We start from the raw sequence: 20,197 nt of genomic DNA on the forward strand, positions 1-20,197 counted from the left end.
AGAATAATGCCCACAGACGCGCAACTCGAGGAATACTACCTAAACCAAGAAAACCAGCACATCACCAGGCGAAGCCTCCCCGGATGGGGCGACGGAATCATCTGGAACGAACTCCACCACACCACCCCCTACAACAACACCTGGGACTAACCCCCCAGACACACAATTTGTCCTTTAACCCTGATGGGGAGCAGTTCACTTGGAAACGGGGTTTTGTGCCCGCTGTCGGGCGTGTCGGGCGTTACCGGGTGGCGGTGTGAGAAATCGGGGATTAAATCGGGGTAGGTGGTTATATAGACCAGCAACCCCGATTTAATCGCGATTTACAGTCACCGGCTGAAGTACTTCTCGCCCAAATGGGTCAATCCCCTCGACTAAGTGTATCCATTCGGATACGCTTAGAGTGTGAGAATCAAGCGTGCAAGAGAGTTCGACAAGGGGCTAAAGACGCTGCATGACCACGTTGGTCTAGGTCGGATTGCATTTGCCTTGAGACGTTGGGAAGTCAAGAACGAAATCGTGGGAGACACCAGATATCTGGGGGACGGCATTAGTGAGTTACGTATCCATTATGGACCTGGATACCGAGTCTATTATGCGAAGCTTGAGCGTACTGTGGTGCTTCTAGTCTTCGGAAGGGGACAAGTCCTCACAAAGGCGCGATATTGAGAAAGCTGAGGCAATTTTCGCTAGGCTCCAAGAAAGGGGAGAGATATGACAATAAATGACTGGGACGTGACTGAATACCTTGATAGCCCTGAATCGATTGCGGGCTACTTGGATGCAGCTTTGGAGGACGGAGATACTGCCATGTTGCAGGCTGCTATTGGCGATGTTGCCAAGGCTATGGGCATGACCGCGGTTGCAGCCAACGCTGGGGTGAGTCGAACCTCACTGTACAAATCCTTGACCGCAGATGCGACGCCGTCTTTTGAAACCATTAATAAAGTCCTGCAAGCGTTGGGTGTGCGTTTGAGAGTATCTGCAGCTTAGGCAAGTGGCGGGTCGGGTGCACAAGGTCGGTCAGGTTCGCTCGGCCCGGTGGGCTTGCGTACCGCCAGGGTGGCGATAGCGGTGGTGATGGGGACGCTGGCGATGAGGGCGGAGCCGGAAGCCAATATTTGCAAGGCTTGGGCGGCGAGGGCTTCCGTCGTGAAGAGGTCGCTGAGTGAACGTTCAAAGAACAAAACGATGAGCATCACCGTAGAGAGCGCCGCGCCGGTGTAGGCAAAAACAATGGTGTAAATCGTCGAAGCGATGTGGTCCCGGCCGATACGCATAGCGCTTTGATAGATTTCGCGGCGGGTATAGGTCGGGGCGGCCAATCTCAGTTCCCACACAGCCGAGGCTTGGGTGATGGTCACGTCATTCAGCACCCCCAGCCCCGCCAAGATGGTGGCAGCGACGAACAGCTGGCTCATGTTGAGGTGCGGAATGGCAGCGGACAAGTCAAAGGAGGTTTCATCGATGTAACCCGAAATGTGCGCGCTTTTCACCGCGATGGCGCCCAGCAAGGCCGAAAGCCCCAAACCGCACACGGTGCCCAGTAGGGCGGATGCGGTCCGCATAGATATGCCGTGGGCGACGTGAATGACGATGAGCATGATGGCACACGATCCGACCACTCCGACCCAGATGCCGGGCCGACCGCTGGCCAGGGAAGGCAGCATGAAGTACACAATCACCACGGTCGCGAAAGCTAGTCCCACCAGCGAGAGCGCTCCTTTGACGCGGGCGACAGCCAGAACTACCACGGCGAACAGGACGGTAAAGAGGATAATCGGCAGGTCGTGGGGGACGCCGGTGAAGGTGTAGGTGGCAGTGCCGGGTTTTTCTCCTGGTGAGCGCATAACTTGGATTGTGTCGCCGGGAGCCAGGTCCGAATGTGCGCCGGGTCCGACCGCTTCTAGGGTGGCAACCCGGTTGGAATCCGGTCCGCTGGTCAGGCGTACCGTCAGGCGAACACAGTCGTCCAGGTGCCCTTGTACGTCAGAAGGGGCGATGTCGGTGTCTCGACACTTCGGCTCGAGTTTCACGATGGTGGCGCGTTCGTAGGAAACTCCCGGAGCGGTCGCGAAACTGAAGTTCATCTGGCGGACTTCCTGCAGATGATGCCAATCGGGCCAGAGCCAAACCGCCCCTGCCAAGGTCAAGATTGTAATCAAGCCCAGGGCAACCACCATCGCCAGGCGCGAGGCTGGCGAAGTCGTCGAAGCCTCTTGAGTCCGAGAAATCCGAGAAATCGAGTGAGAATGAGACACAAACAGCAAGTATATCCATGTCAGTCGCATCCATGCTGGGTGAAATGACCTATCTTTTACGATGATTCTAGGCGTGAGCCGAACCGAGGCGCGGTTGTGATTTCCCGGCGATAGAGCCTATTTGAGAGTGGTGAAGGCAATAGATCCGTAGGGGGAGCGCGAACCCCCGCTCTGTTGACCGGTCTCCCACATCACGGCAATCCGGTCGCCTAGCGTGACGCACACGGAGTAGGCGGCGGGACCCGAGTCAATGACGTGGGGTTCACCCCAGCTAATCTCAGCGGGGTCGAGAGGGCTCGTGGGTGGCTCCGGGAGGGTTCCCAGTCGGACAACCAAGTTTCTGCGAGAAAACCAGTCTTGCAATTGGTCGTGGCTCTTTCCGCGAGACGGGTCCAGATCCAGGTCGGGATGTACCTCCCGAGACTCCTCGGGCGGGTCGAGGCTGGTGAGGACCAGTGTTCCGTGATACATGGCTAATCCTGCATTGCAACCGGGGTCCTTTACCTGCAAGGTCCGCATTGTCAAAGTTTGCCCACCATCGGTTGAGAGCGCCCACAGGCGTTGGGGATAAGCGCGGGAGCTCATCAAAATATCTCCGTGGGGAAGTTCCAACAGCTTGCTTTCGTCCCCGCCAAGCAAGGTCCCGCCACGTTGCCAGGTGGCTCCGCCGTCATCAGAAAACACGATGAGGGCTTTGATGTCTGGGGAGTTTACCCGACGTTCCACCATCGGCAGAAGAATCCTTCCCCGGTGCGAGCCAGTTGTGAGCTGAATGCCATTTCCGGATGCAAAGAAGAGATTCCCAGTCTCCTCAGTCCACAGCTGCGCGGTGATGTCTCGGTGAGACCAGGTTTCTGTGTCCTCGCTCCAACAGACGTAAAGTTTCCAATTACTTCCTGCAGCGGCATCATCCCAAAAACTCATTCCCTGACTTGCAGCGTAACCGCAAAGAACCCCTCCGTCATGCAGGGCCACCGGGCAAGCATCGCCAAAACCCCACCCGTCACGGGCTAAAATCAACGGAACATAGGGTGTCCAGGAAATCCCCAAGTCATCACTAGAGCAGGTCAGCACAGAGATGAGGCCGGGAAGGTCATGAAAGTCGGGCCGGGCATCAAAGAATGCCAGCAAGCGATGCGGGTGCACCGAATCCGCGGAGGTGAGCACGAGGGCCGGAATACGGAAGAATGCTTCGCCGTACTGGGGAAATTGCCTGCGGGCGGATACTTTGACCATCACGGTTAGGATACTGCGAAGTTTCAGCGGGAAACCGGTTTTGCGTCCCAGAGATTTTTTGTCACGTGAAAACCTACACAACGCCGGATAAAGCCGAGTACGATGGAATGCTTCATTTCGTGTACTAATCAGGAGAATGTATATATGCCGGTATGGGAAATAATCGGGTGGGTCGGATCCATCTTGGTAGTGGTGTCTTTAATGATTCCCAGTGTGCGCAAGTTTCGGATTTTGAACCTGACGGGCTCACTGATTGCCACGGTCTATAACGCGTATTTTGGTATCTGGCCTTATATGGTGATGAACGGCGCCATCGTGCTGATTAACGTGTACTGGCTGTGGCGCTTGTATCGTTGCGATAGCGAGAGTGAGCGGGTCTATGAAGTAGTGGGTACCTCGGGTGAGGCCCCGGTGGTGCAGCGTTTCGTGGAGCGTAATCACCAAGACATCCTCCGAGCCTATCCGCAGTTTTCAGCGGAGTCCTTGGGCGGTGCCAGTGTTTTCCTGGTGCTCTATCAGGAGGAAATCGTGGGGGTTCTAGCACTACAAGCCGCCGCGGAGGGCCGCTGCCGCATTGTCTTGGATTTTGTGACTGAACGGTTCCGTGACCTGACCCCCGGCAAGCATGTGTATTCCGACCGGGAATTGTTCGCGGGAATTGCAGCCACCGAAGTTGAAATCGCCCCCGATACCACCAGTGATGTGGGCTACTTCAAACGGTTGGGATTCACGGATGAAGGCTCGGTCCTGGTGAAAACCGTGGCCTAGCGTGGGCCAGATTCCAAGGCCGCGGAAAATCGCCTTCCCGACTGTAACGGAGGGTGTTTTGGTGATGCTAATCTCAACATACCGTCATGCAGAAAGCAGGAAGTTATGTCTGACCCGATGCCGCCCGCATCGATTCGGTCCGAATCCAGCCCCACACCGCCCCCACGTCCAGAGGCGGATGCGGTCGCAAAGAGCCGTAATGTACCGTTGATTGGCATCATAGTTGCGTTGGCACTGTTAGTGGTTGCTGGGATTATTTTGTTGGTGGCGCTGCTCGGGAAGGGTTCCGCCGGCGGTGAGGAGGCTGCCGGGACATCCTCGGCCGCAGGAAAGACCGCGACAGTCCAGAAGCATTCACATGCTCAGAAACTTCAAACGGCCTTTGCGCAGTACACCGAAATACTTGATGCCCCCACCAAGTATCTGACTGCGTTAGAGAGGGATAATTCAAGTGGAGCGTATAAATACGCCCTGACTGAGATGAATGGGGACGGTATTCCTGAACTGTTATTCGGTGCTGATGATGGTTATGGCCTGCTCAATGTGCAAGTTTTCTCCGCGGACGGGTCGGGAAATCCGTTTATAGCGCCGTCGAAGGTCCTCCTGGATGGGGTTGCCTTGGGTGGAGGAACGCGGGCCTTCATTATGGGGAGTAAAGCTGGGAATGGGATTATTCAAGTCCTTGGCAGCGCCTCGAATCCCCAGTGGTACTGCAATCGTATGGTGTTGCAAGGCTCCGAACTGGTAGAGAGCGATAATTGTGACTTCACGTTTGGTGAGTCCACTCCAGTTTTGGACGGGGATGGAGCCGAACTGCAGTGGTTGGATGTCTCGGACCGTTCCGCCTTGCAGAAGCTGGCGGGGCCAGCCGGTGCTGCAGGGGCTAAGCAACCCGCAGGGGGTAAGTCTGCGGATCAGAAAGCCAAGGCTATTGCAGCGGCCAGAGCCCAAGGCAAGCAGGTGCTTGAAGGTACCCTGCGGATTATGGGTCACAAGGAGGTGCTGCAGATGCAAGGAATGCCGGAACCTAATCCCGTGCCGCCCGGGACAGATTTCAGCCATGAACGCTATGTGGTGGTGTTGTTGGATCAGAAACAGGGTGTATTGGGCATTCTTGGTGATGGTAGCGGTGAGACCGATACGATAGAGACAGACATCCTTGACCTGTATTCTTACACAGGTATTGGAAATGAAGAGGACAGGTCGTCTCAGTGGCAGAAGTACGACGGCAGGAGGGTCGTGGTAGCTGCAGACACCGACGATATTTGTTGGCCTTCAGGAGTTGGTGTTCCCATTGGGGCTCCAGCTTTTGGTGGAGACGTGATTTTTGCGGAGTGATTCGGGCCGGCCGGTTCGCAACTTGCCGTGGCAAATGTTATTCTCAATAGTCTTGTGTTTGCGTTTCGCGCAAACCTTTAGGACCTATAGCTCAGTTGGCTAGAGCGCCACGTTTACACCGTGGATGTCGGGGGTTCGAGTCCCTCTGGGTCCACCAGGTTTTTGTGAGGATGGGGTTTATCCCCATCCTCACAAAACAATTTACGGTCCAGAGGGACTCGAACCCGTGAGGGGCGGCGCCGGGGGAAATGCTGTTTTGCTCAATATACGTCAGGGGTACCGCACCGGCGACAAAGCCAGAGGGGGCTGGTAAAATGTCGGTAAAGGGAAGGGACGTGGCGATGGTAAGCAATGAATATGAGGACTATTCCGATTCGGTTCTCTATGACGTGTTCTATGAAGCCGGGAACCATGCTGGGAGGTTGGCTTTCGTCCCGGCAGGTTGCGGCTCTCAAAGAAGGTAACCATGCTTTAGCTGACCGCTACGAGCAAGAACGATTTGAGTTAGATGAGGAACGCTCGCGGGTCGGCGCTCATGACCGCGACGCACAAATTGCCATGATTAAAAAATGGCACGCACGCCGTGTGGAACTTGATTCTTCCGAATTGTTAGTAGCTATGTGATGACGCCAGATGAATTGCAAGCGTTATGGGAACTGTTAGTTAAACCTGATGTATTCAGGAAAATTGAATCTGTTGAAAACCCGGCGACGATTTTTCTGGGTGGTCAGCTGGGGTCTGGGAAAACCCAAGGCAAGAATTATGCCCTGGCGCAGTATCCCCCTGACACTGTTGCTGAAATCATCGGTGATGACTTTCGCCGCCACCACCCAGATTACGAGTATCTCTCATTACCCACGAGCCTTTGAAGATGCCCCACGCCACCGCCCCTGCGTCCGGCGCGTGGGTCGGGATGTGTGTGGAATATGCAGAAGCGAACCGGATTTCGTTTCTCGTTGAGGGCACGTGGCGCAATGCCGCAACTGTTCTCGACACTGCGCGCCGCGCCAAAGAGTTGGGGCGTCAAACTCACGCTGTGGTGCTTGCGGTTCCTCCCTTGGTTTCGTTGGAGGGTATCGCGGAGCGTTTCTATCGGGATATGCTGCGGGGGTTTCCGGCTCGGTGGACACCGCCTACCGCGCACGACGTGACCGTGGATAGCCTGGTGCAAAACGTTGGCAAGATTGTGAACGCCACGTTTAGCGGTGAGCCGATGATTGACAGTTTCACGGTTACGAATCGCAGCGGGGGAATTCTCTATGACGGTGCCGCCTGCGCGGATGCGGTGGATATCTTTCAGGAACACTTTGAACGTCCCCTGACCTTGTCGGAGCAAAAGGTTGTTCGGGATACGTTGGCGATTTGTGAACCGGGTCATGTGCGGTTTACTGCAGACGATGCATCCGCTGCTGACGTGCTTAATCGGCTGCGACAAGGCATTGCATAGAAACCATACAAAATATGGCTAATTATTTTATTTAATAGGCATCGTCAACCGTAAATAGCTCTGGATGAGAGCGCACGGTTTGTAAGTCTAGATAGTCTCCGTAAACTTTGTTGCCCGGTGGCAGGTAGCCTGGATACTCTGGATATCAGAGTTATCAGGAGAAAGCGGACTATCGTTGATTGTTAACCGTGTCCTTTCCGAACATTTTTGCTTGTAATTCCCCGCCAGATTGTGGGAAAAACCTTGCCCGGTTTGTCCTATTCGCGCTCGAACCCGCTCGATGCGGTAGAGTAAACCCCGTGCGAGTGGAAAATTTGCTGCCCAGAGGGCTGGTGTCTTACCAGGAAGCGGACCGGATTCAGCGAGACACTTGGGCGCGGGTGCGGGACGGAGAACTTGACCACACCCTCATCTTGGGACAGTTCGAACCGACCTATACCGCCGGGCGTAACACCCACGACAGTGACCTCATCAACAAAGACTTGCCGGTCATTCGCACCGACCGGGCCGGGTCGCTCACTTGGCACGGGCCGGGCCAGCTGGTGGTCTATCCGGTGGTGAGGCTGCACGAGCCGGTGGACTTGATTGCCTACATTCGCGCGGTGGAAGGCGCGGTCATCGACGCGGTTCGCGGCACTTGGGGCTTGGACGTTGAAATCGTGAAGGGTCGTGCGGGAGTGTGGCTGCGCTACCGTGACGCCGCGGGGCGCACCGCCGCCGAGCGGGGGATGGGACGCGACCGCAAACTGTGCGCCATCGGCTTGAAAGTCGTGCAAAACGCGACCCTGCACGGGCTGGCGCTCAACATTCACCCGGATTTCAACCGCGCGTTCACGGGCATTATTCCTTGTGGACTCAACGATGCCGGGGTCACCTCCCTGTTCGAGGAGGGTATCGAAACGGACTTCGACACCGCCGCAAAAGTACTGGTGGACCAGCTCACGGAGAAACTCACCCCCCTGCTGGCTCCGTTTTCAACAATTTAGGGACCGAAGACCCTGACGCGAGCCGTCGAAGTAGTCTAGCATTTAGCTTATGAACACAAAGAAGTCTTCAGCTCGTAAACCCTTTGGACGTCCCAGCAAAGATACCTATGACGTTGTCGTCGTTGGTTCTGGAGCTGCCGGCCTGTCCGCTTCTCTTACCGCCGCGAGGCGTGGTCTGAAAGTATTGATGGTCGAAAAAAGCGACCAGTGGGGAGGTTCGACCTCCAAATCCGCCGGCATGGTGTGGGTACCCGGAAACAATGTTTTCGCCAGACTCGGGGGTTCGGATTCTACCGACCTGGGCCGCCAATACATGAAAGCAACGGTGGGGGACTGCACCAGCGACGAAATGATTGACACATTCCTGGAGGAAGGCAAGAAGTGCATGGACTTCCTCACCGCTTCGTGCCCCTACCTGGAGTTTAGGCGGATGGAAGGCTACCCCGACTATTGGCTCGATGCCCCCGGTGCGGCGAAAACCGGCCGCGGCGTCGAGGCCGGTGCCTTCGATTCGCGCCTGCTGGGCCCCTGGGAGAAATCGCACGTCAAGGCGTACTTTAAGCCGATGATTCCAATGGACTTGAACTCGTACGATTCCGCAGATTTGCTGTTGGCGATGACCGACCCGCGTCCGTGGGTGCGCGGCATGAAGCTGGCGTGGCGCAACCTGGTCCACTGGGCTAAGGGACGTCGCCCGCTGACGATGGGGGCGGGCCTGACCGGCGCGATCATGTACTCCGCGCTGCGCGCCGGGGTGGAAGTGAAGCTCGAAACCGCCCTGAAAGACATCACCTTCGACGGTGACCGCGCGAACGGTGTGACCCTGGAACACGCCGGCGAAACCTTCGACATCAAGGCCAAACATGGCGTCATCTTGGCTTGCGGCGGTTTTGAACGCAACGAAGAAATGCGCCAAAAGTACCAGCGTCACCCGATCACCGGCACCTGGACGGTCGGCGTCGAGGGCAACACCGGCGACGGCATCGAAATCGGCCTGAACCACGGCGCGGCCATCGACAATATGGCCGACGCCATCTGGTCCCCGGTCATTTCGCTGCCGCGCACCGACACCTTCCAGCCGATCGTCATCGAGGACGAAGAACGCTTCATCGTCCCCGACCGCTCGCTGCCGCATACGCTCATAGTCAACGGCAAAGGCAAGCGCTTCATGAACGAAGCCCTACCGTACTGCACTGCTGGCCAGGGGCTTTACGGCGGCATCTTCGGCAAGGGTGAGGGCGACGCGGAAAACATGCCCGCGTGGTTGATATTTGACCAACAGTTCCGCGACAAATACTTCTTTGCATACGGCCACCTGCCAAAGCTGGAGCTGCCCGAGGAATACTACGATTCCGGCGCCCTGGTGCGACGCGACACGATCGCCGCTTTGGCTGAAGCCATCGAAGTGCCGGCCGATGCGTTGAAAGCCACCATTGACCGTTTCAACGACTTCGCCGATGCCGGCGTTGACTTGGACTTCCACCGTGGCGAAAACGAACACGATCGCTTCTATGGCAACCGCTACCACAAGCCCAACGCCTCGCTGGGTCGTGTGGAAAAGGGCCCGTTCTATGCGACTCAGGTGTACCCGGGCGACATCGGGACTTCCGGTGGTTTGGTCATCGACCCGAAGGCTCGTGTGACCCGCCCCGACGGCAGCACAATCCCCGGCTTGCTGGCGGCCGGCAACACGACCAAGTCGGTCATCGGCCACACCTACACGGCCGGAGGCACCTCCATCGGGGCCGCGCTGGTCTTTGGTTACATCGCCGCCAACACCGCTGCTGACGAGGCATTCGCCGACAATCCGGTGTTTGTGGCGCGCTAGCCCGACCGGGCCAACAGACTTTCCGGGAACTTCACCGCGTGGTGAGGTTCCCGGATTGTTTTGTCGCGTGTGTACTGTCGCGGGAACGGTGGTGAGGCCGGAGGGAAACGTGAGTAAAATGAAGAAAGAATGTCCCCAAACCGACTGAGAGAGAGACACTATGTCCACGCTGGAGTCCGCGCAGCACCGTAAACCGTTGCGCCTGGAAGTGGCCAACGCACGCCAACCTCGTGAGGACCATCCGCGCTGGCTGCGCGTGGTGGCAAAAGCCGGGCCGGAATACCAGGAAATGCGTTCCCTCATGCAGGGGGCGGGGCTGCACACGGTTTGCGCCGAAGCGGGATGCCCCAACATTTTTGAATGTTGGGAAGACCGGGAGGCGACTTTCCTGATTGGTGGGGCCGTGTGTACCCGCCGGTGCGGGTTTTGTGATGTGGCTTCGGGCAAGCCGGAGGGTTACGACCGTGACGAGCCGCGTCGCCTCGCGGAAACGGTCAAGCATCTGGGGCTGAAGTATGTGACGGTCACCGGGGTGTCTCGCGACGACCTGGAAAACGGGGCGTCGTGGCTCTACGCCGAGTCGGTACGCCAGATTCGCGCGCTCTGCCCCGAAACCGGAGTGGAACTGCTGGTCGATGATTTTCAAGGCAAATCCGCCGCCCTGGAGGAAGTCTTTGCGAGCGTTCCCCAAGTTTTTGGCCACAACTTGGAAACGGTGGCGCGCCTGATGCACACGGTGCGTCCCGCGTTCACCTACGCGCGCTCCCTGGACGTCATCACCCAAGCCAAACAGTTCGGGCTAATCACGAAGTCGAACCTGATGCTGGGGCTGGGCGAAGAACCCGAGGAAGTCGAAGCGACCATGCGCGATATGCTGAACGCGGGGGTAGATATCTTAACCCTGACCCAATACTTGCGCCCCTCTGAGCGATACCTGCCGGTGGTGCGCTGGGTCAAGCCTGAAGAGTTTGTGCAGCTCAAGGAGCTGGCGTTGGGTATGGGGTTCGCCGCGTGTATGTCGGGGCCGTTGGTGCGCTCTTCGTATCGTGCCGGCAAGCTGTGGGCCCAGGCGATGCGGCACTACGAGCGTTTCATTCCGCCCCAGTTCGCTCATCTGGAACAGGACCGTCCCCCGGCTCGTCAGGAAGCCGAAGCGGTCGTGGAGCGGGAAAAACAGCGGTAATCGCGCGCCTGAGTGCGTGGGGGGGTGTTTCGGGAGTTATTGGAACAGCGCCAAAAGCCCTTGCCGGTCAGGTTTTCCATTTGAGTTTAGCGGGATGCGGCTCACGAGGCGCAAGGCTCGGGGGAGTTCCGCTTTCGTCAGGTGAGGGCGGGCGAAGTCTTGGAGTTGTTCCAAGCTGAGTGGTTCCGCGTTTTCGGGCGTGTCTGGGGTTTGCACCACCACCGCGGCCACGATTTCACCCCAAGTCGGGTCGGGAACCCCGACGACCCGCGCTTCTGACACCCCCGGATGACGCGAGAGCACCGCGGCGACCCGCTGGGAGAACACCTTTTCCCCGCCGGAGTTAATCGTGTCGGTCAGGCGTCCCACCAGGTGAAGGAAACCGTCAGCATCAAAAAATCCCAAGTCCCCGGTCCGTAACCAGCCCGTTTGCGGGTCAATCAGGGCGGCGTTCAGTTCCGGATTACGGAAGTATTCCCGCGTCACGCTGGGGCCGCGGCATTCCAGCTGGCCAATCACCCCAGGTTCGACCGGTTTTCCCGCTCCGTCAACGATACGCAGCTCAGTATGCGGAAATGCCCGGCCTACCGCCAGTTCGCGCCCCGCCATGACGTCCGTAGTCAGGGCGGCTCCCGAAGCGCTTTGCTCGGTCATGCCCCAAATGTTGATGGGGTTCCACCCCAAGCCAATCATGTCAGCGGCCAGCTGTTCATCCCACGGCGCGCCGCCCACCAGGGCTTTTGTGAACCGAGACGTGTCTATCGGCCGTCCGGATTGTGCCGCCTGCCGGACTTCGCGCACCAGCATCCGGTACATGGTCGGCACCGCGAACATCATCTGGACATGATACTTCTCGATAGCGGCGAGGACAGCGGCCGAATCGAACTTCTCAAAAATGACGACGGTGCCGCCGTGGGAAAAAATGTCCGTCGTCGTGCCGTTGAACCCGCCAATATGTGACAGGGGAGCTGTGACCGCCTCGACGGTGGCCGGAGAATATTCAAACACTTCGCGGAAATTCGTGCAGCCCCACCACAGGTTTTTGTACGTCAGCAGCGTGCCTTTCGGGTGAGCGGCGGTGCCGGAGGTATAGATAATCGCGCCGGGCACGTCCTCCCCGCATTCGGGAAGGCCGTCCAGCATTTTGGTGGCCGCGAGCGCCAACGTTACGGGTGGGGTCGAGTCGTCGCGCGGCTCTAGGCAATCCTCCAGGTCAGAGTACGTCACCAGGCGGGGGCGAGGGTTAGAGGTGGGGCCGCAGCCCGCCAGTTTTTCGTGCTGGGCGGAATCGCAAATAATGATTTTCGGTTCGCAATGCGCCAGGATTTTTGTCAACTCCGGGGCTGGGAGGTTTTGATCCAACGGCACTGTAATCGCCGGAATGGCCGCGGCGGCCACGAAAGTCAGCAGATGCCAGGGGGAGTTTTTCCCAATCACGACCACGCGCTCGCCGGGCGCAACGCCCCAGGATCGAAACTGGGCTGCCAGCCTGGTGGTGTGCGTTAGTGCCTGGGCCACGGTCCAAGTCGGCGGGGCAAAACTGGGTTTAGCGATGGTTTCGGCGCTGACTCCCTGGGCGATCCAAATCATCGAAGTGCGTCCAGGGTGGCGTAAAGCGGCTGCTTGCAGGAATTTCATCGGGGAATAATCGACCACAGTTCTAGGTTACCAAACAGGAGCAAATCGAAGTTCGCTAGGATGAGAGTATGCAAAATACCGGATTGACCGTAGGCGAAATTTGTGAGTGGATGGACGCGCGTTTTGCGCCCGAGCTGCAGGAAGATTGGGACCGGGTCGGGCTGATTTGCGGGGATCGGGGCGACTCGGTGACGCGGATTCTGCTAGCGGTGGATCCGGTCGAGCCAGTCGTGGACGAGGCCCTCGAGTGGGGGGCGCAGCTGGTCATTACGCACCATCCCCTGTTCCTGCGCGGCACTTCCTTTGTGTCTACTGATACTGCCAAAGGTCGGGTGGTTCATCGCCTGATTCGTGGCGGGGCTGCCCTGTTTAACGCCCACACCAACGCAGACTCGGCACGCGATGGGGTGGCGGAAGCTCTGGCCCAAGCAGCGGGACTCGACCCGCAGACCTGGCGGCCGCTGCAGCCCGCTCCCGCCGATACGTCCTTGGGCATCGGACGAGTCGGCCCGGTCACGCCCACCACGGTGGGTGAGGTCGCCAGCCGTCTGGCGAACCTATTGCCAGATTCACCAGCAGGTTTACTGGTGGCGGGGGAGGCTGACCGTCCAGTCAAGTCGGTGGCGGTCAGTGGCGGGTCGGGTCAATCCCTGCTGCCCGCAGCCTTAGACGCCGGCGCGGATGTGTTCGTGACAGCCGATTTGCGTCACCACCCGGCGCTAGATTTCCTGGAGATGGACGGGGCTCCCGCCCTTATCATGCCGTCGCATTGGGCCAGTGAATGGATGTGGCTGCCCCGCTTAGAAACAGCGTTGAACCTGTGGGCCGGAGAAATCGGGAAACCCCTGGAAACGAAAATCAGCACGGTCATTTCCGAGCCCTGGGACGCCTATATCCCCACCGTTACCAACGATGAGACCGAGCCGGACGATGCCGGCTACGGTTCGATAAACTAATACCTGAAATCAAGCTACGATTTAGGAAAAGACCCCGATAATCTGCAAGGAAGAAGTCAATGAAAGCTGCGCCCGAAGACCAAGAAAAACTTTTGGACCTGCAGGTCCTAGATCGGAAGATTGCCGGGTTGAAACACTCTCTGGCCAGCATTCCGGCCGCGGCGCGTCTGGAACAAATCAAAGCTGAGCAAGACGAGCTGCGCACCAAGCTGGCTTTGGCGACTTCCGCCCGCAACGACTTGAACCGGGCTTTGAAGCAAGCCGAAGGGGAAGTCAGCAAAGTTCAAGAACGGGCGAAAACTCAACGCGAACGCTTGGACTCAGGTCAGTTGAGCCCCAAAGAGATGGAACGTATTCAAGCCGAACTCGCTCAGTTGGCGACGCGTCAGGGCGAACTGGAAGACAGTGCCCTGGACGCGTTGGACGCGCTGGAACGCGCTAGTGAAAAAGTGAAGCAGGTGGAAAACCGCCGCGCGGAACTGGCTGTTGAGTTCGACGAAGCACAAGCCGAAGCGGGCAGCGCTGCCGGCGAACTGCAGCAGGAACTGACCGGTCAGCAAAGCCAGCGAGACGAACTGGCCGCCATCCTACCCGCCGACTTGCTGCGGGAATACGAAACTTGCAAGCGGGCGACCGGGGGAATCGGGGTAGTAGCGGTCAGCGGGAACCAGTCGGTCGGGATGGATTTGGAATTTTCGATGGCGGAAATCTCGCGTTTAAACATCGCGGCTCCCGACGATGTCATCGTCAGCGAGGACCACGAAGTCATTTTGGTGCGTAAGTAGTACAATAATCGGGCGGAAAAGCCGGGCAGGTAGCCGCGGGCGAGTCATTCGATGAGCCCGAGGAAAGTCCGGACTCCACAGGGCAGGGTGATGGCTAACGGCCACCCGGGGTGACCCGCGGGACAGTGCCACAGAAAGCGAAACCGCCCCACCGGGCTTTGTACACGGCGGGGTAAGGGTGAAAAGGTGAGGTAAGAGCTCACCGCGCGGCTGGCGACAGTCGTGGCAGGGTAAACCCCACCCGGAGCAAGGCCAAGCAGCAGGCTGGGCGGCCCGTTCAAAGCCTGCGGGTAGGCTGCTAGAGAGGTCGGGTAACCGGCCTTCCAGAGAAATGGCTACCGGCGCGCGGCGGTAACAATGCGCGTTACAGAATCCGGCTTATGCCCGGCTTTTCCGCTCCTTGATTCAGGAGCACTTGACCGGGTACGACGCGACGCACGGAGTATGGGGAAATAATCAGAGACGGTTATGTAAATCTGGTGACCAGTAGGCGTAGCTTTGGGTTATCGAAAACAATTTCTTTTTCCGATGTTCTGCGATTGGTATAACATAATCAGTTTTGCTCCAAGACACCAAAAAACAATCGCTTGTATTCATACACTTCTCACTGTTGGTCGAAGCAAAACCAGCATAGGAATCTGGCACAATAAAATAATTGTTAGAGTGTAGGTCATATAAAAATGTATCAACTGAAGAGTAATTAGAGTCTGCGCAGGTAAAATAGAAGTAACTTGTGCCAACTTCGTTTATATTTGGAATGTTCTTGCAAGGCGTACCTCGAAAAGTGATTTTGTGATGATTTAGTAGGTTCTCTATAATTAAATCATTTTGTGAACTTGTCTCAGTGGACCGATATATAAAGTAATCATGAGCAAAACCGTAGAGGTTGCTAATGTTGCTATGTAAAATAATAGATTCGATTTTTGATTTTCCGTGAAAAAGGTCAATTTTAGGTGAGGTCCGAGAATTTTTTGCCGTATCTTGCTGGTAGTATATTGCTAAATCGCATTGTTTACTAAGCTTAAAGGACGTAACATTTTTCGCAATAATTTGAGGACTGGATTTGCTGTTGACTGGAGTTGTATAGATGTACGCAGAGTTCTTTGGACTGTTGTCTGCTTGCAGCATATCAAAGGTGGCCCAATAGGCTTTGCCATCGCACAGTCCGATGTGCCAGGGCTCCGCTGCCATCCTGATTGGTTTACCAGTGTAGTCTTTGCTTGACACAATGGTTCGGGTGGTTTGACCATCAAAAAAGGCGAGTTGCCAGTTGCTTTCAGCAGTTTCATCATAAGCTCCTGAAATAATGAATAGAAGCTGGTTACCAAGCCTGGAAATGTATGAAATCTGTTGACCTTTTGGTGGAACGTTTGGTGGGAATGGTATTTGGGATAATTGCTTTAATCCTCTCTCTGTAGCTTGGCACCACCAAAATTCGCCGTTGGGTTCGTTATTGGTAAATGGAGAAGTTTCTTGGGCTTTACGGTAACAGGGGAATACACCGTTACTATCCATGAGTTCGTATGCATCTTGTATTGCATTGGAATCGGGTGTGTAATTAAGACGCTGGTCAAAAAAATAAGTGCCTTCACTGAGGATATTTGTCGCCTTATCCTTAGAAAGAATTTCATTTTCTGCTTGGTCTGTACCGGTTTTAGGTGCCGTGGTCACAGCACTCGTAGATGCACAACCCGTCAGTGACAACAGCAAATAGCCTACTAAAATAAGTACTGCAGTTTGTTTTGTAAGCATAGTTTATCATTCTTTAAAAAACGATACAGTTGCTTTGTAAAAATTGATGCATAAAATTACTGTTTGCAATAAACGATGTGTTAACGCCATTAGAGCCATGACTATTGAGATATGCTGCTCCCGGATCGTACCAGAATCCTGAACTTCCATTATTGCGATAGCCGTAGCCTACTATCCAGTGACCACGAGGATTGTTCGTAGGCTGTGCGTGGTTGTTATAAGTTATGCCGCCTTTGAATTCTACGGTGTCGGCTGCGATAGGATGCTTATAGTGTCCAACCGTTGTTTGAAATGCAGTAGTTATCGAAATAGCGCTAGGACTATTATGTTGCGAATAAAAGCTCTTTCCCAAAGCGAGATTTAATCCACTTACGAATTGCCCCCTGCTCCAGTCCGTCACTTGGTATTTATCGGTTTGCATATAATCAGCCATGGTTCCAATCGAAATGGGTTTGCCCCATTGGCGTGCTATCATTGTTCCACTTGCGGGGCCGCAATATTTTCCATTTTGCCCCTGACTTACATAAGGCGTATTTGATAGAGTCTCAGAATTAGGGAAATCAGGATTAGCTCTTAGAGGATGACTATGAAATACTAAGCTTTCTTTCAAGGCTTCCCGCTGAGCCTCTTCTAAGCTCATTGTCCCACCTGCTACTGCGAGATTTAACTTATTTAGGAATGAATGCGACTCCTGCTCTGTCATTACAGAATCCAGGCTGTAATCCTCAGTTACAGGTAGTTGATCTATCATTCCAATACTTTGACTACTGTCATTAGTATTGATTTTATCTGAGTCATTGGTTGCACCTGAAGCTATACTCGTTCCTGTGCAAAGCAAGGCCATTAGAGTCAAAGTAGATATAGAAAAGATCATTGATTTCATGATTCCTCCTCGATACTCATCGATGGTTCTTCATATCACAGATTGGTCTCCTTGTCAACCCTCGCCTCCTCAAAAAAATTCCCCGACTACTTGCTAGAGAGGTCGGGTAACCGGCCTTCCAGAGAAATGGCTACCGGCGCGCGGCGGTAACAAAGCGCGTTACAGAATCCGGCTTATGCCCGGCTTTTCCGCTCAAATCAGCCGGTTCGCAACGCGGGGGGCACAAGCGGGGGCGGCAGCCTCGCCGGGCAATGGCAGTTTCGGGTTCGTCGGCTATGCCCAATGCAAAACGCTCCGGGATGCCGCAGCATCCCGGAGCGAAAAGGCAGTTAGTTCGGTTTACACCCCAGCCGCCAGCGCGGCAGCCCCCGCGATACCAGCTTGGTTACGCAGTTGAGCGGGGATAATCGGGGTTTTCAGGTCCAGCAGGGGCAGGAACTTGTTGTGCTGGCGGGACACGCCGCCGCCAACCACGAACAAGTCCGGGCTGAACAGCATCTCGAGCTGAGAATAGTATTTTTGCAGACGTTTGGACCACTGCTTAAAGGACAGTTTCTTGGATGACTTCACCCCGGAGGAAGCGCGGCTCTCCGCGTCTTTACCATCAATCTCAATGTGTCCCAGCTCGCTGTTAGGAACCAGAATCCCGTTATAAATGAGCGCGGTGCCAATTCCGGTACCCAGGGTGGTGACGATGACCAAGCCGGGCACATCGCGCGCCGCCCCGTAACGGACTTCTGCGTAACCTGCGGCATCAGCGTCATTCACACACTTGACCATGTGACCGGTGTGCTTGCGCAGCAGGACGCGGACGTCAATGCCAGCCCACCCCTGGTCGAGATTAGCGATAAACGGGACCAAATCATTCTTAACCGGAGCCGGAATCGTCAGGCCCAACGGCATGTCTTCGGGAACGTCCTTTTCCTCAATGATTTTACGGCACACTTCCGCCACGGCCTGGGGGGTCGAGTGTGCGGGAGTTTTAATTCTCAGACGATCGCCAATGAAATCGCCAGTTTCCAAGTCTACATAAGCGCCTTTAATACCGGAGCCGCCAACATCAATCCCGAATCCAGTTGCCACAAAAGTCCCTTTCGCGTGGGGATGAACTTGGAAATTACTCTATGGCAAATCCCGTGATTTCACCAAATTTCAGCCCCGTCCCAGTGAGACACCGACAACTGCCAATCAAGCCTGCCAACTAAAGAAAAACTATCAATCCTGGTGGTTGCTGGGCCAGGTGAGAATCTCTCCGCCGTCCTCGCGCACCACGAGGGTGTGTTCGAACTGGGCGGTGCGTCCCCGGTCGCGGGTCACTACGGTCCAGCCGTCCCGCCACTGTTCCCAAGCAATTGAGCCCATAGTCAGCATCGGTTCAATGGTGAAAACCATGCCCTCTTCCATAACCGTGTCATACCGGGGGGAATCGTAGTGCGGAATAACCAGACCGCTGTGGAAAGCCTCGCCGACACCGTGACCCGTGAAATCCTGCACCACTCCGTATTCAAAACGGCTGGCATAGGACTCGATAATCCGCCCGATAACGTTGATGGAACGTCCCGGTTTGCAGACCTTAATGGCGCGCATCATGGCTTCTTTGGTGCAGTCAATGAGCTGCTGGGACTCGGGGTCAATCGTCCCGACCGGGAACATGGCACACGTATCGCCGTGAACCCCGTCCTTGTAAGCGGTGATGTCCAGGTTGATGATGTCGCCTTCCTCCAGTGGTCGGTCGTCCGGGATTCCGTGGCAGATGCATTCATTGACCGAGGTACAGATAGATTTACGAAATCCCATATAGCCCAAGCAAGACGGGTAGGCGCCGTGATCGCAAATAAACTCGTGCGCCACGCGGTCCAAAGTATCGGTGGTCACGCCGGGAGCGATGTACTTGGCGGTTTCCACGATGGCATCGGCCGCGATACGTCCGGCTTGGCGGATTTTTTCAATCGTTTCCTCGTTCTTAACATCGGAGGCCGTAACCCGTTCCGGGCCGTCATGGAACATGTATTCCGGGCGGTCAATGTGGGAGGGGACTGGCAAGGTGGCGGAAATGCGTCCCGGTTTCAGGTTTCCCAAGGGCGCGCGGCGGGCTAGTTCGTCAGTTCGAGTTTTCTTGTGTAACACGGTAGTCATTCTTTCGATTCAAAAGTTCTCAGGTCGCCTCTCGGGGACGGCCTAGTTTTCATGGTAGTTTTCCGTGGCGGGGAAAGTCCGGTTCACCACGGCGTCACGGTAGCTTTGGGCAGCGTGCTTCAGTTCCGCCCCCACCTGACCGAACACCTGAGCAAATGAGGGCTTCCAGTCTTGCATTCCCGCCATGTCAGTCCACACCAGGACCTGCCCGGCAGCGTCCGGGCCAGCGCCGATACCGATGATGGGAACATTGAGCTTGTCAATGGCGGCGCGAGTGGTCGCGGCGGGAACCATCTCAAAAACAATCGAGAACACCCCTGCCTCTTGCAAGGCCAGCGCGTCCTCTATCAAGGCCGGAGCAGCATCGGCGCGCCCCTGCATACGTTTGCCGCCCAAGTGGTTTTCAGATTGTGGGGTGAAACCGAGATGTCCCATCACGTTGATACCCGCATCCACGATGGCTTTGACCTGGGGCAGGATGCGACGTCCCCCCTCCAGTTTCACCGCGGCAGCCCCGGCGCGCACCAGCGCGACCGCAGTATCCACGGCTTGGGCGGGACTGGACTCGTAAGACCCAAAAGGCATATCTCCCACGATTAACGCTCGTGAAGCCCCCGCCGCGACCGCGGAGGTGGCGCGAACCATATCGTCTAAGGTCACCCCGACAGTGGAGGACATTCCCAACATAGTGGTTCCGTAAGAATCGCCGACCAAAATCATGTCAATCCCGGCCGAATCAATAATCCGCGCGGTAATCGCATCGTAGGCGGTCAGCATCGTCAGCGGCCGCCCGGCGGCAAAGCACTGCTGGACGTGCTGGACACGAAACTGCTTTCCGGGTTTGGGGCCAATCTCTGGATTGTCTTTGATCATAGTCACTCCTTGAGTCTGTTCATATACATCCTATGACTTTGCCGGGAACAATAGTTCCTCAGGTAGGATTTCCCTCAGCATCAGATGCCTAACCGTTTTAGGATATTGACAGACTGGGTACAGTCGC

Annotated in this window: 20 protein-coding genes, 1 tRNA gene and 1 other RNA gene; 14 read left to right on the forward strand and 8 right to left on the reverse strand. The window is 56.1% G+C overall.

The window, feature by feature from the left end:
- Positions 1–405 precede the first annotated feature (405 nt).
- The gene (locus SPI05_RS08965; protein WP_414601942.1) at positions 406–669 is read left to right on the forward strand and encodes a type II toxin-antitoxin system RelE/ParE family toxin; all 264 of its coding nucleotides are present in this window, start codon (positions 406–408) and stop codon (positions 667–669) included.
- Between the two features lie 45 nt (positions 670–714).
- Entirely contained in the window at positions 715–993 is a 279-nt protein-coding gene (locus SPI05_RS00105) for an addiction module antidote protein (protein ID WP_321075009.1), read from the forward strand.
- Here SPI05_RS00105 and SPI05_RS00110 read toward each other — a convergent pair.
- Positions 990–2,261, reverse strand: a complete 1,272-nt coding sequence (locus SPI05_RS00110; RefSeq protein ID WP_321075011.1) for a YibE/F family protein — start codon at positions 2,259–2,261, stop codon at positions 990–992. The genes SPI05_RS00105 and SPI05_RS00110 overlap by 4 nt on opposite strands.
- A gap of 117 nt (positions 2,262–2,378) precedes the next feature.
- A complete protein-coding gene (locus tag SPI05_RS00115) occupies positions 2,379–3,497 on the reverse strand; it encodes a sialidase family protein (protein ID WP_321075111.1) in 1,119 nt (372 codons plus the stop codon).
- Between the two features lie 144 nt (positions 3,498–3,641).
- Between SPI05_RS00115 and SPI05_RS00120 the strand changes: the two genes are divergently transcribed.
- The 9 genes from SPI05_RS00120 (at position 3,642) to lipA (ending at position 11,047) form a co-directional block, all read left to right on the forward strand.
- Positions 3,642–4,265 (forward strand): hypothetical protein, encoded by a 624-nt coding sequence (locus SPI05_RS00120; RefSeq protein ID WP_321075013.1) that lies wholly within the window; start codon positions 3,642–3,644, stop codon positions 4,263–4,265.
- A gap of 105 nt (positions 4,266–4,370) precedes the next feature.
- Complete coding sequence (locus SPI05_RS00125) at positions 4,371–5,603, forward strand: hypothetical protein (RefSeq protein WP_321075015.1); 1,233 nt, start codon at positions 4,371–4,373, stop codon at positions 5,601–5,603.
- Positions 5,604–5,683: 80 nt separating this feature from the next.
- Positions 5,684–5,760, forward strand: a tRNA-Val gene (locus SPI05_RS00130).
- A 194-nt stretch (positions 5,761–5,954) separates the two neighbouring features.
- Positions 5,955–6,227 carry a hypothetical protein gene (locus SPI05_RS00135; RefSeq protein ID WP_321075017.1) on the forward strand — a complete coding sequence of 91 codons (273 nt, stop codon included), beginning with the start codon at positions 5,955–5,957 and terminating at the stop codon, positions 6,225–6,227.
- A complete protein-coding gene (locus tag SPI05_RS00140) occupies positions 6,227–6,472 on the forward strand; it encodes a zeta toxin family protein (protein ID WP_321075019.1) in 246 nt (81 codons plus the stop codon). Before SPI05_RS00135 ends, SPI05_RS00140 begins: the two co-directional genes overlap by 1 nt.
- A 2-nt stretch (positions 6,473–6,474) precedes the next feature.
- Positions 6,475–7,050: a zeta toxin family protein gene (locus SPI05_RS00145; RefSeq protein WP_321075020.1), complete on the forward strand. Its 576-nt coding sequence runs from the start codon at positions 6,475–6,477 to the stop codon at positions 7,048–7,050.
- A 299-nt stretch (positions 7,051–7,349) separates the two neighbouring features.
- Positions 7,350–8,036 carry a lipoyl(octanoyl) transferase LipB gene (gene lipB / locus SPI05_RS00150; RefSeq protein WP_321075022.1) on the forward strand — a complete coding sequence of 229 codons (687 nt, stop codon included), beginning with the start codon at positions 7,350–7,352 and terminating at the stop codon, positions 8,034–8,036.
- Between the two features lie 49 nt (positions 8,037–8,085).
- Positions 8,086–9,864 (forward strand): FAD-dependent oxidoreductase, encoded by a 1,779-nt coding sequence (locus SPI05_RS00155; RefSeq protein WP_321075024.1) that lies wholly within the window; start codon positions 8,086–8,088, stop codon positions 9,862–9,864.
- Between the two features lie 160 nt (positions 9,865–10,024).
- The gene (gene lipA / locus SPI05_RS00160) at positions 10,025–11,047 is read left to right on the forward strand and encodes a lipoyl synthase (protein ID WP_321075026.1); all 1,023 of its coding nucleotides are present in this window, start codon (positions 10,025–10,027) and stop codon (positions 11,045–11,047) included.
- 36 nt (positions 11,048–11,083) lie between these two features.
- Here lipA and SPI05_RS00165 read toward each other — a convergent pair whose 3' ends face one another.
- Positions 11,084–12,703, reverse strand: a complete 1,620-nt coding sequence (locus tag SPI05_RS00165; protein WP_321075028.1) for a class I adenylate-forming enzyme family protein — start codon at positions 12,701–12,703, stop codon at positions 11,084–11,086.
- A gap of 50 nt (positions 12,704–12,753) precedes the next feature.
- Here SPI05_RS00165 and SPI05_RS00170 point away from each other — a divergent pair, with 50 nt between their 5' ends.
- From SPI05_RS00170 to rnpB, 3 genes are all read left to right on the forward strand, one after another.
- Positions 12,754–13,641, forward strand: a complete 888-nt coding sequence (locus SPI05_RS00170; RefSeq protein ID WP_321075029.1) for a Nif3-like dinuclear metal center hexameric protein — start codon at positions 12,754–12,756, stop codon at positions 13,639–13,641.
- A gap of 59 nt (positions 13,642–13,700) precedes the next feature.
- A complete protein-coding gene (locus SPI05_RS00175) occupies positions 13,701–14,426 on the forward strand; it encodes a zinc ribbon domain-containing protein (RefSeq protein WP_297724123.1) in 726 nt (241 codons plus the stop codon).
- 17 nt (positions 14,427–14,443) lie between these two features.
- An RNA gene (rnpB, locus tag SPI05_RS00180) (RNase P RNA component class A) lies at positions 14,444–14,822 on the forward strand.
- Between the two features lie 60 nt (positions 14,823–14,882).
- Here rnpB and SPI05_RS00185 read toward each other — a convergent pair.
- The 5 genes from SPI05_RS00185 to panB form a co-directional block, all read right to left on the reverse strand.
- Positions 14,883–16,178, reverse strand: a complete 1,296-nt coding sequence (locus tag SPI05_RS00185) for a hypothetical protein (RefSeq protein WP_321075038.1) — start codon at positions 16,176–16,178, stop codon at positions 14,883–14,885.
- Between the two features lie 13 nt (positions 16,179–16,191).
- Complete coding sequence (locus SPI05_RS00190; protein ID WP_321075043.1) at positions 16,192–17,061, reverse strand: C39 family peptidase; 870 nt, start codon at positions 17,059–17,061, stop codon at positions 16,192–16,194.
- A gap of 339 nt (positions 17,062–17,400) precedes the next feature.
- Positions 17,401–18,144, reverse strand: coding sequence for a polyphosphate--glucose phosphotransferase (gene ppgK, locus SPI05_RS00195; RefSeq protein ID WP_321075046.1), 744 nt, complete (start codon positions 18,142–18,144; stop codon positions 17,401–17,403).
- A 132-nt stretch (positions 18,145–18,276) separates the two neighbouring features.
- Entirely contained in the window at positions 18,277–19,188 is a 912-nt protein-coding gene (map, locus tag SPI05_RS00200) for a type I methionyl aminopeptidase (protein ID WP_321075047.1), read from the reverse strand.
- A gap of 51 nt (positions 19,189–19,239) precedes the next feature.
- Positions 19,240–20,070 carry a 3-methyl-2-oxobutanoate hydroxymethyltransferase gene (gene panB / locus SPI05_RS00205; protein WP_321075112.1) on the reverse strand — a complete coding sequence of 277 codons (831 nt, stop codon included), beginning with the start codon at positions 20,068–20,070 and terminating at the stop codon, positions 19,240–19,242.
- Positions 20,071–20,197: the final 127 nt, after the last annotated feature.

This window comes from Mobiluncus sp., assembly GCF_034180645.1.
In the GTDB taxonomy this organism is placed as follows: Bacteria; Actinomycetota; Actinomycetes; order Actinomycetales; family Actinomycetaceae; genus Mobiluncus.

Excerpts from the sequence above, each read along its gene's own strand:
- SPI05_RS00105 (WP_321075009.1), top strand. The coding sequence starts at position 715 with ATGACAATAAATGACTGGGACGTGACTGAATACCTTGATAGCCCTGAA.
- SPI05_RS00115 (WP_321075111.1), bottom strand. The coding sequence starts at position 3,497 with ATGGTCAAAGTATCCGCCCGCAGGCAATTTCCCCAGTACGGCGAAGCA.
- SPI05_RS00120 (WP_321075013.1), top strand. The coding sequence starts at position 3,642 with ATGCCGGTATGGGAAATAATCGGGTGGGTCGGATCCATCTTGGTAGTG.
- SPI05_RS00125 (WP_321075015.1), top strand. The coding sequence starts at position 4,371 with ATGTCTGACCCGATGCCGCCCGCATCGATTCGGTCCGAATCCAGCCCC.
- SPI05_RS00135 (WP_321075017.1), top strand. The coding sequence starts at position 5,955 with ATGAATATGAGGACTATTCCGATTCGGTTCTCTATGACGTGTTCTATG.
- SPI05_RS00140 (WP_321075019.1), top strand. The coding sequence starts at position 6,227 with ATGACGCCAGATGAATTGCAAGCGTTATGGGAACTGTTAGTTAAACCT.
- SPI05_RS00145 (WP_321075020.1), top strand. The coding sequence starts at position 6,475 with ATGCCCCACGCCACCGCCCCTGCGTCCGGCGCGTGGGTCGGGATGTGT.
- SPI05_RS00155 (WP_321075024.1), top strand. The coding sequence starts at position 8,086 with ATGAACACAAAGAAGTCTTCAGCTCGTAAACCCTTTGGACGTCCCAGC.
- lipA (WP_321075026.1), top strand. The coding sequence starts at position 10,025 with ATGTCCACGCTGGAGTCCGCGCAGCACCGTAAACCGTTGCGCCTGGAA.
- SPI05_RS00170 (WP_321075029.1), top strand. The coding sequence starts at position 12,754 with ATGCAAAATACCGGATTGACCGTAGGCGAAATTTGTGAGTGGATGGAC.
- SPI05_RS00175 (WP_297724123.1), top strand. The coding sequence starts at position 13,701 with ATGAAAGCTGCGCCCGAAGACCAAGAAAAACTTTTGGACCTGCAGGTC.
- SPI05_RS00185 (WP_321075038.1), bottom strand. The coding sequence starts at position 16,178 with ATGCTTACAAAACAAACTGCAGTACTTATTTTAGTAGGCTATTTGCTG.
- SPI05_RS00190 (WP_321075043.1), bottom strand. The coding sequence starts at position 17,061 with ATGAAATCAATGATCTTTTCTATATCTACTTTGACTCTAATGGCCTTG.
- panB (WP_321075112.1), bottom strand. The coding sequence starts at position 20,070 with ATGATCAAAGACAATCCAGAGATTGGCCCCAAACCCGGAAAGCAGTTT.